The 15,022-nt window shown below is 56.3% G+C and carries 14 protein-coding genes and 1 pseudogene; 6 read left to right on the top strand and 9 right to left on the bottom strand.

The window, feature by feature from the left end:
• Window positions 1–3 precede the first annotated feature (3 nt).
• Window positions 4–2,139, bottom strand: coding sequence for an excinuclease ABC subunit UvrB (gene uvrB, locus ACXAIA_RS19415; RefSeq protein WP_475350806.1), 2,136 nt, complete (start codon window positions 2,137–2,139; stop codon window positions 4–6).
• Between the two features lie 316 nt (window positions 2,140–2,455).
• On the opposite strand from uvrB, the gene ACXAIA_RS19410 reads away from it, so the two are divergent.
• Both ACXAIA_RS19410 and ACXAIA_RS19405 read left to right on the top strand, forming a co-directional pair.
• Window positions 2,456–3,658, top strand: coding sequence for an aspartate transaminase (locus ACXAIA_RS19410; protein ID WP_475350805.1), 1,203 nt, complete (start codon window positions 2,456–2,458; stop codon window positions 3,656–3,658).
• Window positions 3,659–3,815: 157 nt separating this feature from the next.
• Window positions 3,816–4,622, top strand: a complete 807-nt coding sequence (locus tag ACXAIA_RS19405) for an alpha/beta fold hydrolase (RefSeq protein ID WP_475350804.1) — start codon at window positions 3,816–3,818, stop codon at window positions 4,620–4,622.
• Window positions 4,623–4,717: 95 nt separating this feature from the next.
• Here the strand turns inward: ACXAIA_RS19405 and ahpD are convergent, their stop codons facing one another.
• Window positions 4,718–5,254, bottom strand: a complete 537-nt coding sequence (gene ahpD, locus ACXAIA_RS19400; protein WP_475350803.1) for an alkylhydroperoxidase, AhpD family — start codon at window positions 5,252–5,254, stop codon at window positions 4,718–4,720.
• 178 nt (window positions 5,255–5,432) lie between these two features.
• A complete protein-coding gene (locus tag ACXAIA_RS19395; protein ID WP_044827842.1) occupies window positions 5,433–5,960 on the bottom strand; it encodes a peroxiredoxin in 528 nt (175 codons plus the stop codon).
• Between the two features lie 164 nt (window positions 5,961–6,124).
• Here ACXAIA_RS19395 and ACXAIA_RS19390 point away from each other — a divergent pair, with 164 nt between their 5' ends.
• From ACXAIA_RS19390 to ACXAIA_RS19375, 4 genes are all read left to right on the top strand, one after another.
• On the top strand, window positions 6,125–7,048 hold the full coding sequence (locus tag ACXAIA_RS19390; RefSeq protein WP_475350802.1) for a LysR substrate-binding domain-containing protein: 924 nt from the start codon (window positions 6,125–6,127) through the stop codon (window positions 7,046–7,048).
• A gap of 67 nt (window positions 7,049–7,115) precedes the next feature.
• On the top strand, window positions 7,116–8,093 hold the full coding sequence (locus ACXAIA_RS19385; protein WP_475350801.1) for a rhomboid family intramembrane serine protease: 978 nt from the start codon (window positions 7,116–7,118) through the stop codon (window positions 8,091–8,093).
• A 159-nt stretch (window positions 8,094–8,252) separates the two neighbouring features.
• Complete coding sequence (locus ACXAIA_RS19380; RefSeq protein ID WP_475350800.1) at window positions 8,253–9,293, top strand: zinc-dependent alcohol dehydrogenase family protein; 1,041 nt, start codon at window positions 8,253–8,255, stop codon at window positions 9,291–9,293.
• Between the two features lie 3 nt (window positions 9,294–9,296).
• Window positions 9,297–9,809 carry a DUF2478 domain-containing protein gene (locus ACXAIA_RS19375; protein WP_475350799.1) on the top strand — a complete coding sequence of 171 codons (513 nt, stop codon included), beginning with the start codon at window positions 9,297–9,299 and terminating at the stop codon, window positions 9,807–9,809.
• 14 nt (window positions 9,810–9,823) lie between these two features.
• Here the strand turns inward: ACXAIA_RS19375 and ACXAIA_RS19370 are convergent, their stop codons facing one another.
• The 6 genes and pseudogenes from ACXAIA_RS19370 to ACXAIA_RS19345 form a co-directional block, all read right to left on the bottom strand.
• Entirely contained in the window at window positions 9,824–10,561 is a 738-nt protein-coding gene (locus tag ACXAIA_RS19370; RefSeq protein ID WP_475350798.1) for a glutamine amidotransferase-related protein, read from the bottom strand.
• Between the two features lie 143 nt (window positions 10,562–10,704).
• Window positions 10,705–11,808, bottom strand: a complete 1,104-nt coding sequence (ychF, locus tag ACXAIA_RS19365; RefSeq protein WP_475350797.1) for a redox-regulated ATPase YchF — start codon at window positions 11,806–11,808, stop codon at window positions 10,705–10,707.
• Window positions 11,809–11,872: 64 nt separating this feature from the next.
• Window positions 11,873–12,658 (bottom strand): aminoacyl-tRNA hydrolase, encoded by a 786-nt coding sequence (gene pth / locus ACXAIA_RS19360; protein WP_475350796.1) that lies wholly within the window; start codon window positions 12,656–12,658, stop codon window positions 11,873–11,875.
• A gap of 15 nt (window positions 12,659–12,673) precedes the next feature.
• Window positions 12,674–13,309, bottom strand: a complete 636-nt coding sequence (locus ACXAIA_RS19355) for a 50S ribosomal protein L25/general stress protein Ctc (RefSeq protein WP_475347083.1) — start codon at window positions 13,307–13,309, stop codon at window positions 12,674–12,676.
• 123 nt (window positions 13,310–13,432) lie between these two features.
• On the bottom strand, window positions 13,433–14,365 hold the full coding sequence (locus ACXAIA_RS19350; RefSeq protein WP_475350795.1) for a ribose-phosphate pyrophosphokinase: 933 nt from the start codon (window positions 14,363–14,365) through the stop codon (window positions 13,433–13,435).
• A 324-nt stretch (window positions 14,366–14,689) separates the two neighbouring features.
• A pseudogene (locus ACXAIA_RS19345) lies at window positions 14,690–15,022 on the bottom strand (hypothetical protein); the annotation flags it as partial.

Below are 15,022 nucleotides of genomic sequence, written 5' to 3'. Positions count from 1 at the left end.
TCCTTATGCCCCCTTGCGGCGACGTCCCTTGTATTTCGGTTTGTTGGCCGATTTTGATCCCGGTCCGACAGTACCGATTTCGCGCGCCATCGGCCCGGCTTCGGCAAGACCAAGCTCCTGGTCCTCAAGCCGCTTGATCTCGTCACGCAGACGTGCTGCTTCCTCGAACTCAAGGTTCCCGGCCGCATCGCGCATGCGTTTTTCAAGGTCCTCGATATGGGCACGCAGGTTATGACCCACCATGATGTCGCCCGAAACGCCGGTATCGACGGTGACGTAATCCTGCTCGGCCACACTTTCGAGAACATCATTAATCCGCGAGCGCACGGTTTCGGGCGTAATGCCATGTTCCTCGTTATAGGCCATCTGCTTTTCACGTCGGCGGTTGGTTTCGCCAATCGCGTATTCAAGGCTGTCGGTCATCTTGTCGGCATAAAGCAACACACGCCCGTCAACGTTACGCGCCGCACGGCCAATCGTCTGAACCAGTGACGTCTTGGAACGCAAGAAACCTTCCTTGTCCGCATCCAAAATCGCCACCAGCGCACATTCCGGAATATCAAGGCCTTCTCGCAGAAGGTTAATCCCCACCAGCACGTCAAACACGCCAAGGCGCAAATCACGGATGATCTCGATCCGCTCAAGCGTATCAATATCGGAATGCAGATAGCGCACACGAATGCCATGCTCATGCAGGTATTCGGTCAAATCCTCGGCCATGCGCTTGGTCAGGGTCGTGACCAGAACACGCTGCCCCTTGGCGGCACATTCCTTGGCCTCGCCCAGCAGATCATCGACCTGGGTTTCAACCGGGCGCACGATGCAAACCGGGTCAATCAGGCCGGTCGGGCGAATGACCTGCTCGGCAAACACACCGCCGGTGCGTTCCATTTCCCAATTGCCAGGCGTTGCTGAAACAAACACGCTTTGCGGGCGCATTGCTTCCCATTCCTCGAACTTGAGCGGCCGGTTATCAACACAACTGGGCAGGCGGAACCCATGCTCGGCCAGGGTCGCTTTGCGATTATAGTCACCTCGGAACATGCCGCCGATCTGCGGCACGGCCACATGGCTTTCATCGACAAATAAAAGCGCGTTTTCCGGGAGATATTCAAACAGAGTCGGCGGCGGCTCCCCCGGGGCCCGGCCCGAAAGCCAGCGGGAATAGTTTTCAATCCCCTTGCAGTGCCCGACGGTTTCCATCATTTCGAGATCAAAGGTCGTGCGCTGTTCGATCCGCTCAGCTGCCAGCAACTTGCCCTCGGCCTGGAATTGCGCCAGACGGTCTTTGAGCTCCTGCTTGATACCGGCCATTGCCTGCACCAATGTCGGGCGCGGGGTAACGTGGTGCGAATTGGCATAGACCGTGACCGAATCCATGGTGGCAAACTTGTGCCCGGTCAGCGGGTCGAACTCTGCCAGTTCTTCGATCTCGTCGCCAAACATCGAAACCCGCCAGGCCCGGTCTTCGGCGTGGGCCGGGAAAATCTCAAGCACGTCACCGCGCACCCGGAATGTCCCGCGCGAAAAGGCCGCGTCATTACGGGTGTATTGCAACTCCACCAGACGCTTCATGATGTCGTTGCGGTCAACCTCATCCCCCACCGAAATGCGCTGGGTCATCTCAAGATAGGTTTCCACCGCCCCGATACCGTAGATGCACGACACCGACGCCACGATAATACAGTCATTGCGCTCCAAGATCGCACGCGTGGCGGCATGGCGCATCCGGTCAATCTGCTCGTTGATCGAGCTGTCTTTTTCGATATAGGTGTCCGAGCGCGGGATATAGGCTTCCGGCTGATAATAGTCGTAATAGGACACGAAATACTCGACCGCATTGTCCGGGAAGAACTGCTTCATCTCGGCATAAAGCTGGGCAGCCAAGGTCTTGTTCGGCGCCAGAACCAATGCCGGGCGCTGGGTATTGGCGATGATATTGGCCATGGTAAAGGTCTTGCCCGACCCGGTCACACCCAACAGAACCTGATCCCGTTCATCATCGTTGATGCCCGCCATCAGCTCGGCAATCGCAGCGGGCTGGTCGCCTGCCGGCTCATATTCGGTCACGAGTTTGAATTCCCGTGATCCTTCAACAGGCGGGCGACGTTTGGTCAGAAATTCCGGCAGCGCATTCATCGGGCAGATCCCTGTTTTATCCTGCCTCTAGTTATAGGTCAGATACACCCAATCGCAAGCCCCACCCCTGACCGTTCCTGTCAGGAAGTGTCAGGAGACGTCAGGAAGGCAAACGGGAACAACACGGCAATTGTTGCGTTAAAGTATCCAGTTCTTTCCGCTCGGACTTCTGAATGGCCGTAAAATTGGATAAAATCATCCCAAAGAACCCGCAAAAGGCCCTAAACAGCCTTGAATTGGAATAAAGGCAGGCGTAGGGTCCGAACCGAAAGAACGAGATTCTTTTCACTCTCATAAATTCCAGGGAAACAGACCAATGGCGTTCATTGCCGACCGTTTGAGCCGTATCAAACCCTCCCCCACCATTGCTGTCACCACCAAGGCTGCCGAACTTAAGGCTGCTGGCGTTGATGTGATCGGTCTTGGCGCAGGTGAGCCGGATTTCGATACCCCCGACAACATCAAAGAAGCCGCAAAAGCTGCGCTCGATGCTGGCAAGACCAAATACACTCCGGTCGCTGGCACACCTGAGCTGCGCAAGGCGATTGTCGAAAAGTTCAAGCGTGAAAACGATCTGGAATACACCATCGACGAAATCACCGTCGGTTGCGGTGGCAAACAGACCCTGTTCAACGCGTTCTTCGCAACGCTGAACCCGGGCGACGAAGTCGTCATCCCGGCACCGTACTGGGTATCCTATCCGGACATGGCCCTTATGGCCGAAGGCACCCCGGTCATTGTCGAATGCCAGGAAGAAAACGACTTCAAAATCACCGCAAATGAACTTGAAGCCGCGATCACGCCGAAAACCAAATGGGTTGTTCTGAACTCTCCGTCCAACCCGACCGGTGCCGCGTATTCGCGCGAAGAACTGCGTGCGATTGCCGACGTGCTTCTGAAACATGAAAACGTCTACGTCATGTCTGACGACATGTATGAGCACCTTGTCTATGACGGTTTCGAATTTACCACCATCGCCCAGGTCGAGCCGAAGCTTAAAGAGCGCACGCTGACCTGTAACGGTGTGTCGAAATCCTATGCCATGACCGGTTGGCGCCTTGGTTATGCCGCAGGTCCGAAAGACCTGATCAAGGCGATCAACAAGGTTCAGTCGCAGTCGAGCACCCATACCTCCTCGATCAGCCAGGCAGCTTCGATCGAAGCGCTTAGCGGCCCGCAGGACTTCCTGGCAGAGCGCGCTGAAGTCTTCAAAAAGCGTCGTGACCTGGTCGTTGCAGCGCTCAACGAATGCGAAGGCCTGTCGTGCAAGACGCCTGAAGGTGCTTTCTATGTCTATCCGTCCTGTGCGGGCGCGATTGGCAAAACCACCCCGGATGGCAAGAAAATCGAAACCGATACAGACTTCGTCACCTACCTGCTCGAAGCAGAAGGCGTTGCTGCGGTTCAGGGTTCGGCATTCGGTCTGGCACCGTATTTCCGCATTTCCTATGCGACGTCTGACGATGCCCTGACCGAGGCTTGCGCACGTATCAAACGTGCTTGCGCGGCCCTGAAATAAGGTCTGTATTCCCGAACTTCGGGATTAAAACGTATCAAACAGGGTCCGGCACTTGCCGGGCCCTGTTTTTTTGTCCATGATCGCAACCAAATAATTACGCACCAAATTACCGATATATCGCCCCAACCAAGATTGCCCCAAAAGAGCTATAAGTCAGATGAAGATCGAAAATTTCTATGCCACGGTGAATGGCATCAGCCTGTCGTGCCAGCGGATCGTTCCCGATGATGTCCGCGCCGATGCACCGACCATCCTGTTTCTGCACGAGGCCCTTGGCACCATTCGCATGTGGCGGGATTTCCCGGCCAAACTGGCAACCGCCACACGCCATCCGGTGATTGTCTATGAACGGCGCGGCCATGGTAAATCCGATCCGCACGCCACGGGCGATGTTCCGCGTGCCATTGATTTCCACAACACCGAAAGCGATGTCTATCTGCATGGCCTGATCATGGAACTTGGCCTGACCAAACCGATCCTGTTTGGTCACAGTGACGGGGCGACCATCGCCCTGAAATATGCCGCGCGCTTCCCCGACAACGTGACCGCCGTGATTTCAGAAGCCGCCCACGTCTTTGTCGAAGACGTCACCGTCGCCGGCATTACCGAGGCGGCGAAAATTTACGCCGAGACCGACTGGAAAACCAAACTGCAACGCCATCACTTCGCCCAGACCGACGATGTCTTCCGTGCCTGGGTCGATACCTGGCGCCAGCCAGATTTTCTGGAATGGAACATGGTGGATGAACTGGCCAACATCACCTGCCCGCTTCTGGTCATTCAGGGCGACGATGATCAGTTTGGCAGCGATGAGCAGGTCCACACCATCTGCGCCAAGACCGGCGGCCCGGTGACCAAGATGCTGATCAAGGAATGCGGCCATATCCCGCATTTCGATCAACCCGATCAGGTGATTGCGGCAACCCTCAAGTATCTTGGCATTACAGAACCTGCCGCGGCGTAATGGCCACTCTGCCAATCCGCGCAAAACAAAAGCCCCGGCACCATCAGGTGACCGGGGCTTTCTTTTGGGCAATTGCCCGAATTCGGTGACGTGACTTAGTCCGCCAGCGCGTCTTCGGCGTCAATCACGACGGCAACCGCGTGAATGACCGATGCGATACGGATGGCGTTCTGGATGGTTTCCTTTTTAACGCCAGCGTTTTTCAGCACCTTGTCATGGCTATCGATGCACATGCCGCAGCCATTGATCGCCGAAACAGCGATCGAAAACAGTTCGAAATCGGCTTTGTCGATGCCCGGCTTGCCGATGATGTTCATGCGCAGGCGTGCCGGCATGGAGCTGTATTCTTCATCCGACACCAGATGGTTGAACCGGTAATAGATGTTGTTCATGCCCATGATGGCCGCTGCACCTTTGGCAGCCTCGATGGCCTCATCGGTCAGTTTTTCTGCGGCTTCGGCAGCAACGGCCTTGGTCAGTTTGGCGTTGCGCGATGCAAAGGCACAAGCGAGCGCGGTACCGTAAACCTGCTGGTCGGTCATGCCCGGATTGTTGGCCATGCTCGAAAGGTTCAGCTTAAGGTCCTTGGCATAGGCCGGCATGGAGTCCTTGATTTCAACGATCGACGTCATGGGAAAAATCCTCTGAAACTGTCTGAAGCGATAAGCGCGTAATGCAAAAACGAATTTGGGATCAGCCGTGTCTGTGTCGCGCCCGGTGGACGCGGACGATGCAAAAGGCAGCATTCATCACAGGCTGAAAAGCGGGACCGGGCCAAAGCCCGATCCCATCATCATGTCCGGACCGGACTTAGAGGGTTTCGTCACCCTGGGTCCAGTTGCACGGGCAGAGTTCGTCGGTCTGCAGAGCGTCAAGAATACGAAGCGCTTCCTGCGGGTTACGACCAACGTTAAGGTCGTTGACCTGTACGTGACGGATGATGTTGTCCGGGTCGACGATGAAGGTCGCACGCAGAGCAACACCGGCGTCTTTGGCCAGAACACCAAGGGCGGTCGAGAGTTCTTTTTTCTCGTCAGCCAGCCATACGAACGGGCTGTCACCCAGATCTTCGTGGTGGGTACGCCATGCAGCGTGCACGAAGTCGGTGTCGGTCGAGCAACCCAGAAGAACGGCATCGCGGTCTTCGAAGTCACCGTTCAGTTCGCCGTAACCAACGATCTCGGTCGGGCAAACAAAGGTGAAGTCTTTCGGCCAGAAGAACAGGATCTTCCATTTGCCTTCATAGGACTTGTCGGTAACCGGAGCGAAGCTGTCCGGGCCTTTGCCCGAAACGCCGGTCAGATTGAATTCAGGAAGCGTATCACCAACGGTAAGCATTATGGTTTCTCCTAACCCAGTTTTAAAAACACAGAACGGCCCCCGACAGGCCGCAGAAATTTGTGTGAGCAGGTGCAAAAAATGCACTGCTTGCTAGCGATTTGTAGAGAAATGCATTACCTAAGACAAATAGATAAAACTTCGAGTTTTGATAGGAAAAATTAATGGCTGCCCAACCGAGCATCAAGCAGCTCAAATACCTTGTCGCGCTGTCCGAGACCGGACATTTTGGCCGCGCTGCAGAGGCTTGCTTCATTACGCAGCCAAGTTTGTCGGCTGCGATTAGCGAGCTTGAGAACCTTCTCGGTGCGCAGCTGGTCGAACGCAACAAGCGTCAGGTCCTGATGACCCCACTGGGCGAAGAGGTCGTTTCGCGGGCGCGAAATATCCTTCAGGAAGTCGATGAATTGACGACCATGGCACAGGCCGCTGCCGACCCGTTGTCGGGCCCGATCCATATCGGTGTCATTCCGACCATCGGCCCCTATCTTTTGCCCGATGTCATGGCCTCGCTGAAATCCGGTTTCCCGAAATTGCAGCCGCTCCTGCGCGAAGACCAGACCGCCAATCTGATCGAACTTCTGATGGCCGGCAAACTCGACCTTGCCCTGATTGCCCTGCCGATTGATGAAAACTGGCTTGAAGAGTTCGAGCTGTTTGAAGATCGCTTTGTCTTTGCCTGCGCGCCGAACAATCCGCTGACGCATAAAAAGCATCTCGAAATCGGCGACATCAAGGATGAAAAGCTTTTGCTGCTCGAAGACGGGCACTGCCTGCGCGATCAGGCACTCGAAGTCTGCCAGAAAGCAGGCTGGAGCAAATCTGCCGATTTCCAGGCCAACAGTCTCTCGACCCTGGTGCAGATGGTCGGTGCGGGTATCGGTGCCACACTGTTGCCCGAAATGTCGCTTGAAGTCGAAGCACGTCGGCCGGATTTGCTCAAGATCATCCCGTTTGAAAATCCGGTTCCGATCCGGCGCATCGGCATGGTCTGGCGGCGCAGCTCGGCACGTAAACGCGAATATCGTCAGTTGGCCGCTTATTTGCGCGATCGCCTGGCCCCGCGTGATGAGGCCGTGGTTGCCTGATCGGGGGCTTGTTGCCCGCCGTACCGTTTAAGGACACGTTTCAGGACACAGACAACAGGCATAGCCAATGCTGCCGATCAAGGACAACAACCCGACAACGATCACGCCATGGGTCACCTACGCGATCATTGCGATCAATGTCGTGGTGTTTCTGGGCACGGTTACCCTTGATCCACGCGCAGCGGTTCTGATGAACCTGCAATATGGCGCGATCCCGGCCGTGCTGTTTGGTCATGCCGAACTGCCACCGGGCTTTTCCCCCTTCCCGGCCGGTTTCGGGTTCCTGTCGATATTTTCGGCCATGTTCATGCATGGCGGCTGGATGCATCTGGGCGGTAACATGCTCTATCTCTGGATCTTCGGGAATAATGTCGAAGACTCGATGGGCCATTTCCGCTTTCTGATCTTCTATCTTGCCTGCGGGGTGGCGGCCGCCCTTGGCCATGGCCTGCTGGATACCCAATCGGAAATCCCGATGATTGGCGCATCCGGTGCGCTGGCCGGTGTGCTGGGTGCCTATTTCCTGCTTTATCCCAAGGCGCGCGTGCTGGTCTGGTTCTTCTGGGTGTTTATCTTTTATGTGCCGGCCGTGGTCGTGCTCGGCTTCTGGTTTGTCAGTCAGGTGATCAATTTCGGCAGTGGTGCCGGGGGTGGCATTGCGTGGGTGGCCCATATTGCGGGCTTCCTGGCTGGTCTTGCCCTGATCCCGCTGTTCAAGCACCGCAATGTGCCACTTTGGCATGACGGATCTCCCGCCCCGGCCTTTGGCATCTATCGCCCCGGCCGCAAGACACGCGGCAGCACGTCCAATATCCCGCCTTGGGCAGCTGCCTATGAGGCAGAGCGCGCCGCCAAACGCGCTAATATGCGCCGCGAGCAGCGTGGTCCATGGGGGAAAGAGGGCGAGGACCACGATACCTCCCCATGGGGGCGCTATCAGCCAAATGCGGCGCCAGAGCCGAAACCCAAACCAAAATCCAAACCATCGGTTGGCGTTCCGAAAGTTGTTCGCTTGCATCCGGACCGCGACAAGGACGATACTTAGCCAACAATAAGAAACAACGTCCAACAATACCAAAAACGGACGGTCGTTATATTTGTGAAATACTAGGAAAACCCCGCAATGCGGGGCGGCACCCCGGATAAGGGGTTTGACGCAGGAGTTCGCAAATATAACGACCGTCGGCTTGGAGGAGCTACCATCATGCGCGCAGCCTACTTCACCGAATATCAGGGCCCGATCGAGGTCCAGAACCTTCCCGACCCGACCCCGGAAAACGGGGGTGTGGTGATCAAGGTCGGCGCGACGGGTCTGTGTCGCAGTGACTGGCATGGATGGATGGGTCATGATTCCGATGTCCAGCTGCCGCACGTGCCCGGCCACGAATTTGCCGGCACTGTCGTCGCCGTCGGCAAGGACATCAAACGCTGGCAGGAAGGTGACCGCGTCACGGTCCCGTTTGTATCAGGCTGCGGTCATTGCCCGGAATGCCATAGCGGCAACCATCAGGTCTGCGATCAGCAATTCCAGCCGGGCTTTACCCATTGGGGCAGCTTTGCCGAATATGTCGCGATTGATTACGCCGACACCAATCTGGTGCGTCTGCCCGATGAAATGGATTTCGCCACTGCCGCCAGCCTCGGCTGTCGCTTTGCCACCAGTTTCCGCGGCGTGATTGATCAGGGCAAGGTATCCGCCGGTCAAATCGTCGCCGTCCATGGTGCGGGTGGTGTCGGGCTATCGGCTATCATGATTGCGGCTGCCGCCGGCGCCTATGTCGTGGCGGTCGATATTGATGACGCCAAGCTCGACTTCGCCAAGGAGCTGGGGGCCAACGCAGTTCTCAATGCACGGGCAATTGATGACATCCCGGCGGCGATTAAGGACATCACGCGCGGCGGCGCACATGTATCGGTCGATGCGTTGGGAAGTGCGGTGACCTGCTTTAACTCGGTTGCGTGTTTGCGCAAACGTGGCAAGCACATCCAGATTGGCCTCATGACCGATGATCATGCCCATGCCAGAGTCCCGATGGATCGTGTGGTCGCCCATGAACTTGCAATCCTTGGCAGCCATGGCATGCAGGCCTTTCGCTATGACGCGATGCTCGACATGATACAGGCGGGCAAGCTCGCACCGCAAAAGCTGATCGGCGATCACGTTACCCTGGCCGAGGGCGCGACCGCACTGATGAGCATGGACAGCTTCGTCGGTACCGGCGTCACCGTGATTGATCGGTTCTGATCCATGCTGGCCGGTATTGCCTTTCACCCCAAAGACCCGATTGATGATCTGCTGGCTGCCATTGCCGACGGGATGCTCGCCAATGGAAAATCGGTTGCCGGATACGTGCAAAAACGCCGCAAGGATGCCGACTGCGGCACGCTTGTGCATGTCCGAAACCTGCGCAGCGGTGATGAAATGCCGATCACCAAGAATCGCGGCAAAATGGCCAAGGGCTGCAAGCTGGATGGCGATGCGCTGTCCACCCTGGCCGCCCAACTGTCACGCGATGTTGAGGCCGGCAGTGACATCCTGATCATCGCACGCTTTGGCCGAAGCGAGGCCGATGGCCGGGGCTTGCGTGATGTCATCTCGCGCGCAATGGATCTGGAAACTCCGGTGCTGGTCGGGGTGCGCGATGAATATCGCGATGCATGGGACGATTTCCATGGCGGCTATGCCACCGCCCTTGCCTTTGACGAAACGGCAATCGAAGACTGGCTGTCAGCAAATCCGGCAGATACGGTTTCTGCCTGACGACACAGTAGTGTTTAGCTGCTTTGTCCGACGTCGTTTGGCACATGGCCCTTGACCAGGACCTTTTCGGCAAAGCGTTCAAACCATGCGCCGAACGCGGCGTCATATTTCGCCCGTCCCGCCCGCTGGGTATCGGGGCACTGGCCGTTCGGGCGATCGGTTTTATCCCCGGCATTGGCAAGCCAGCGCTCATGGCTTTCATCATCGACTTCGGGATGGAACTGAATGCCCCAAATCCGCTCATCAACATGATAGGCCTGATGGGGGAAGGTCGGCCCGGTTGCCACCAGCTCCGCCCCGTCAGGCAGCCCGAACCCTTCGCTGTGCCAGTGATAGACCATCATTTCTTCCGGGAAAAGATGTTCGCCGGCAGGTGTGGGCTGCACCGGGTAATAGCCGATTTCGGTCATGCCTTCGGGATGGGGTTCGACCGCGGCACCAAGGTTGCGCGCCATCATCTGCGCGCCCAGGCAAATGCCCAGATACATCGCATCACTGGAAACCACAGTCGGCAACCAGTTCATGATGGCACTGACATTATCAAGATGATCATCATTGGCACTCATCGGCCCGCCAAACACGACGACCAGATGATATTTGCAAAGATCGGTCGGCAACTCGTCGCCTTCACCGGGGCGGCGAATATCAAACTCGAACCCGTAACGGCGCATGACTGTTCCCACCCGTCCCGGCTGTCCGGTGGCGGAGTTGAAAACCAGTAAAATGCGTTTTTTCGGGCTCAGGTCGTTCATGCCATCCTCTTTGCTGCAATAGCGAAGGTAGACTGCGTTTCCCCGTTTTGACAAGCCCTGCATGGGCAAAACGATGCCGCCAAAAACCAAAGGCCGCCCTGCTGTGCGGGGCGGCCTTTGAAATCATTATAAAAAACGCTGATTTAAACGTTGAATTTGAAGTGGAAGATATCGCCGTCCTTGACGATATAGGTCTTGCCTTCCTGACGCAGCTTGCCCGCATCGCGCGCGCCGGATTCACCGTTGAATTCGATGAAATCGTCATAGGCGATGGTTTCGGCCTTAATGAAGCCGCGCTCGAAATCGGTGTGAATAACGCCAGCCGCGTTCGGAGCGGTCGCACCAGTAAACACCGTCCATGCACGCGCCTCTTTCGGACCAACCGTGAAGAAGGTCAAAAGATTAAGCAGCTTGTAGCCTTCGCGGATGATGCGGGCGAGACCCGTTTCGGCAAGACCAAGACCTTCGAGAAACTCTTTCTTGTCTTCGGCACTTTCAAGCAGGGCCACTTCGGCCTCGATTGCTGCTGAAATCACAACCGAACGTGCACCTTGTGCGGCTGCCATTTCGGCAACCTTGTCGGAAAGTGCGTTGCCTTCGGCTGCGTTGTCTTCATCCACGTTGCAAACATAAAGGATCGGCTTGCTGGTCAGAAGCTGCAGCATACGGAACGCCTTGGCTTCTTCCTCGCCATCAATTTCGACGACACGGGCCGGTTTGCCTTCGCGCAGCACTTCAAGCGTGCGCTCGATCAGATCCATGGTCAGCTTGGCGTCCTTGTCATTCGAACGCGCTTTTTTCTGAAGGGCCGGAACGCGCTTTTCAAGGCTTTCCATATCCGCCAGCATCAGCTCGGTTTCGATGGTTTCCGCATCACGCACCGGATCGACCGAGTTATCGACATGGGTGATATCGTCATCTTCAAAGCAGCGCAGAACATGCACGATGGCATCGGTTTCGCGGATGTTGGCCAGGAACTGGTTACCCAGACCTTCGCCCTTGGATGCGCCACGCACCAGACCGGCAATATCAACAAATTCCAGCTGGGTCGGAATGATATTGGCCGATTTTGCAATGGCCGCAATCTTATCAAGGCGCTCGTCAGGAACGCTGACACGACCGGTATTGGGTTCAATCGTACAGAACGGGAAGTTTGCAGCCTCGGCTGCTGCCGTCTGGGTCAGGGCGTTAAAAAGGGTCGATTTACCGACATTTGGCAGACCGACAATACCGCATTTGAATCCCATCTTTCCGGGCTCCGTAACTTGAATTTCTGTTCATCATGATCGGTCTGCATACGCGCAAACCAGACTATTTCTTTTTGCCAAATGCCTTGGCAAGCGCATCAGCCATCGCCGATGCTGCATTACTGACCGGGGTATCGGCGCGCTCAAGCCTAACCTTTGCTGCCCCCGAAAGATCTTCGATCCCCTCACCGGCCTGTGGCTGGTTGTCGGCATCTTTGTTCTTCGCGCCTTTGGCTTTGTCCGCCGCCGGCTTGTCCTTTTTTGGCGCCTTTGGCTTGGGCGGGGATACGATGGCGGAAACCTTGCTCATAAAGCCGCCATCATCGCCCTTGGCCAGGCGTCCGAATTCTGCCGCCACCGCATCAAGCAGCGTCATCAGCCAGCCATCCTGTTCGGCCTTGGAAAAATCTCCAAGCACATGACCATGCACACGGGATTTGTCCCCGGGATGGCCAATACCCAAACGAATGCGGCGATATTCCTTGCCACAATGGGCATCAATCGACTTCAGACCGTTATGGCCGCCATGGCCGCCGCCGCGTTTGACGCGCAGCTTGCCCGGTGGCAGGTCCAGCTCATCATGCAGGACAATAACGTCTTCGACCGGAATCTTGTAAAAGCGCAGCACTTCGCCAACGCTTTGCCCCGACAGGTTCATGAAGGTTTCCGGCTTCAACACCAGAACCTTTTGCCCGTTCAAGTCACCTTCGGAAATCTGTCCCTGAAACTTCTTGCGCCAGGGACCAAAAGAATAGCGGCGGACGAGTTCGTCCGCCGCCATGAAGCCAATGTTGTGACGATTGGCGGCGTAGCCCGATCCCGGGTTTCCCAATCCAACCACCAGTAACATCGTAAGACCTCGATCTTATTCTTCGGTCGATTCTGCTTCTGCACCTTCGCCTTCTTCGTCAGAAGATTCGCTTTCTTCCGATTTCAGAGCGGACGGAGCAGCAACGGTCGCAACCGTGAAGTCGCGGTCGGTAATGGTAAGCTCAACACCTTTCGGCAGTTTAATTGCCGAAATGTGGATCGAGTCACCAACTTCGACACCCGTAAGGTCGAAGACCAGCTCTTCCGGAATTGCGTTCGGTGCGCAGAGAACTTCAACGTCGTGACGAACAACGTTAAGCACGCCACCTTTTTTGAGGCCCGGAGATGCTTCTTCGTTTTCGAAGCGAACCGGAACTTCAACGTTGATGGTCTGGCCTTTAGAGAAGCGCAGAAGATCGACATGCATGATTTCGTCAGAAACCTTGTCGAACTGAACGTCGCGCGGCAGAACTTCGTATTTCTCTTTGCCAACCTGAACGGTCAGAACGTGGGAATAGAAGCCCGGCGCATGCAGAAGTTTCCAAAGCGGACGCGGGTCAACCTGGAACAGAACAGGATCCTGTTTTGCACCATAGATAACACCAGGGACCATACCGGCACGACGCACGGCACGGGCGGCCCCCTTTCCGGCCCGTTCACGGATTTCCGCATTGATAACAGTATTTGCCATCGGAAAATCTCCTTGAACTAAAAGTAAGTTGCCCCCGCAGGTTGGTGAGATTCACCGCTGAAAGCCTGCGAAAACAAGTGCGGTGGCCTCCAGGGGTGCCACCGCAGCGAGGGCCTTATACCCTCAATCGAAAAGAACGGAAACAGATTTTTCTTCCGAAATGCGACGGATGGCTTCTGCCATCAGCGGCGCGATCGGAAGCTGTCTGATTTTTCCACAATCACGCACCGCATCGGATGCCTTGATCGAGTCACTGGTAACCACCTCGGACATCGGCGAATTGGCGATACGCTCAACCGCCGGACCGGACAGAACACCATGCGAAACATAAGCCGCAACCGACGATGCACCACGATCTTTCAGCGCACCGGCCGCATTGCACAGCGTGCCAGCAGAATCGACGATGTCATCCACCAGGATGCAAGCCGCATCCTTGACGTCACCAATCACGTTCATGACTTCGGAAACACCGGCCTGCGGACGCCGTTTGTCGATAATCGCCAGTTCAGCGTCCAGACGTTTTGCAACGGAACGCGCGCGCGCCACGCCACCAACGTCGGGGCTGACGATTACCAGTTTCTGGCCTTCAAACTTGTTGCGGATGTCGCTGGTCAGGACCGGCGATGCAAACAGGTTATCCAGCGGAATATCGAAGAAGCCCTGAATCTGACCGGCATGGAGATCCATGGTCAGAACGCGGTCTGCACCGGCAACCGTAATCAGGTTGGCAACCAGTTTCGCCGAGATCGGCGTACGGGGACCCGATTTACGGTCCTGACGGGCATAGCCGAAATACGGCATGACAGCCGTGATACGACGGGCCGAACCGCGGCGCAGCGCATCAAGCATCACCAACAGTTCCATCAGGTTGTCGTTTGCGGGATAAGAGGTGCTCTGAATGACAAAAACGTCCTCACCGCGGACGTTTTCCTGAATTTCGCACCAGATTTCCTCATCAGAGAAACGCTTCACATCTGCACGGGTAAGCGGCAGGTTAAGATGGTCAGCAATTGCCTCTGCCAACGGGCGGTTACTGTTACCAGCGAGGATCTTCATAGCGGGGCCTCGGTTAATGGGTGCCGGGAAAGCGAATAACTAAATCCTGTGCGACTCCGCTCAACACACTCAGCCGTCATCAGCCCTGTTTGCCCTTGCCGCCCAACAGCCCGGAAACTGGGAACTTCCCGCCGGTTCAACGACACATTCACGACACTCAAAGACCAAATCTCGGCGATTCTGCATATCGGCAGATCGCGGCGGCTTTATAACCAGCCGTTAACAGTCTGTAAATGGGGCCAGTGCCGAATAACGACAAGGCAGTCATGCATGCCTTGCCCATCGGCCATTTGCGCGCGCATCACGTGCCAGTCCAAGAACGACCTAACGCGCCGACGCGGTTTTATTATTGTCGCGCAGCTGAAGCTTCTTGCTGTTGGCGATCTGGCCCAAAACCCCCTCAAGGGTTTCGACCGCCGCCTGGGCTGCAAGCGACGCCACAGAGCCCCACCGCTCATCCAATTGACCGCGGGGCACGACATTGTTCTGGTTCATCTGCCCCAGTTCCGTGCCATCGACTTCCATGATGATCCATTCGATCGATACCCGATCAAGCGGGGTGGTGGTTTCTTCGGTAACCGGGCTAACATCAATCGTGGCGGACAGGATGACACTGTTGTCATCGATCTCGCGGTTATCGACCGTGATGCCGCGTGC

Source organism: Thalassospira sp. ABL2_045 (genome assembly GCF_056161285.1).
This window is presented reverse-complemented; position numbering and strand designations above follow the sequence as displayed.

Coding starts and splice junctions, on each gene's coding strand:
- uvrB (WP_475350806.1), bottom strand. CDS start 2,139: ATGAATGCGCTGCCGGAATTTCTGACCAAACGTCGCCCGCCTGTTGAA.
- ACXAIA_RS19410 (WP_475350805.1), top strand. CDS start 2,456: ATGGCGTTCATTGCCGACCGTTTGAGCCGTATCAAACCCTCCCCCACC.
- ACXAIA_RS19405 (WP_475350804.1), top strand. CDS start 3,816: ATGAAGATCGAAAATTTCTATGCCACGGTGAATGGCATCAGCCTGTCG.
- ahpD (WP_475350803.1), bottom strand. CDS start 5,254: ATGACGTCGATCGTTGAAATCAAGGACTCCATGCCGGCCTATGCCAAG.
- ACXAIA_RS19395 (WP_044827842.1), bottom strand. CDS start 5,960: ATGCTTACCGTTGGTGATACGCTTCCTGAATTCAATCTGACCGGCGTT.
- ACXAIA_RS19390 (WP_475350802.1), top strand. CDS start 6,125: ATGGCTGCCCAACCGAGCATCAAGCAGCTCAAATACCTTGTCGCGCTG.
- ACXAIA_RS19385 (WP_475350801.1), top strand. CDS start 7,116: ATGCTGCCGATCAAGGACAACAACCCGACAACGATCACGCCATGGGTC.
- ACXAIA_RS19380 (WP_475350800.1), top strand. CDS start 8,253: ATGCGCGCAGCCTACTTCACCGAATATCAGGGCCCGATCGAGGTCCAG.
- ACXAIA_RS19375 (WP_475350799.1), top strand. CDS start 9,297: ATGCTGGCCGGTATTGCCTTTCACCCCAAAGACCCGATTGATGATCTG.
- ACXAIA_RS19370 (WP_475350798.1), bottom strand. CDS start 10,561: ATGAACGACCTGAGCCCGAAAAAACGCATTTTACTGGTTTTCAACTCC.
- ychF (WP_475350797.1), bottom strand. CDS start 11,808: ATGGGATTCAAATGCGGTATTGTCGGTCTGCCAAATGTCGGTAAATCG.
- pth (WP_475350796.1), bottom strand. CDS start 12,658: ATGTTACTGGTGGTTGGATTGGGAAACCCGGGATCGGGCTACGCCGCC.
- ACXAIA_RS19355 (WP_475347083.1), bottom strand. CDS start 13,309: ATGGCAAATACTGTTATCAATGCGGAAATCCGTGAACGGGCCGGAAAG.
- ACXAIA_RS19350 (WP_475350795.1), bottom strand. CDS start 14,365: ATGAAGATCCTCGCTGGTAACAGTAACCGCCCGTTGGCAGAGGCAATT.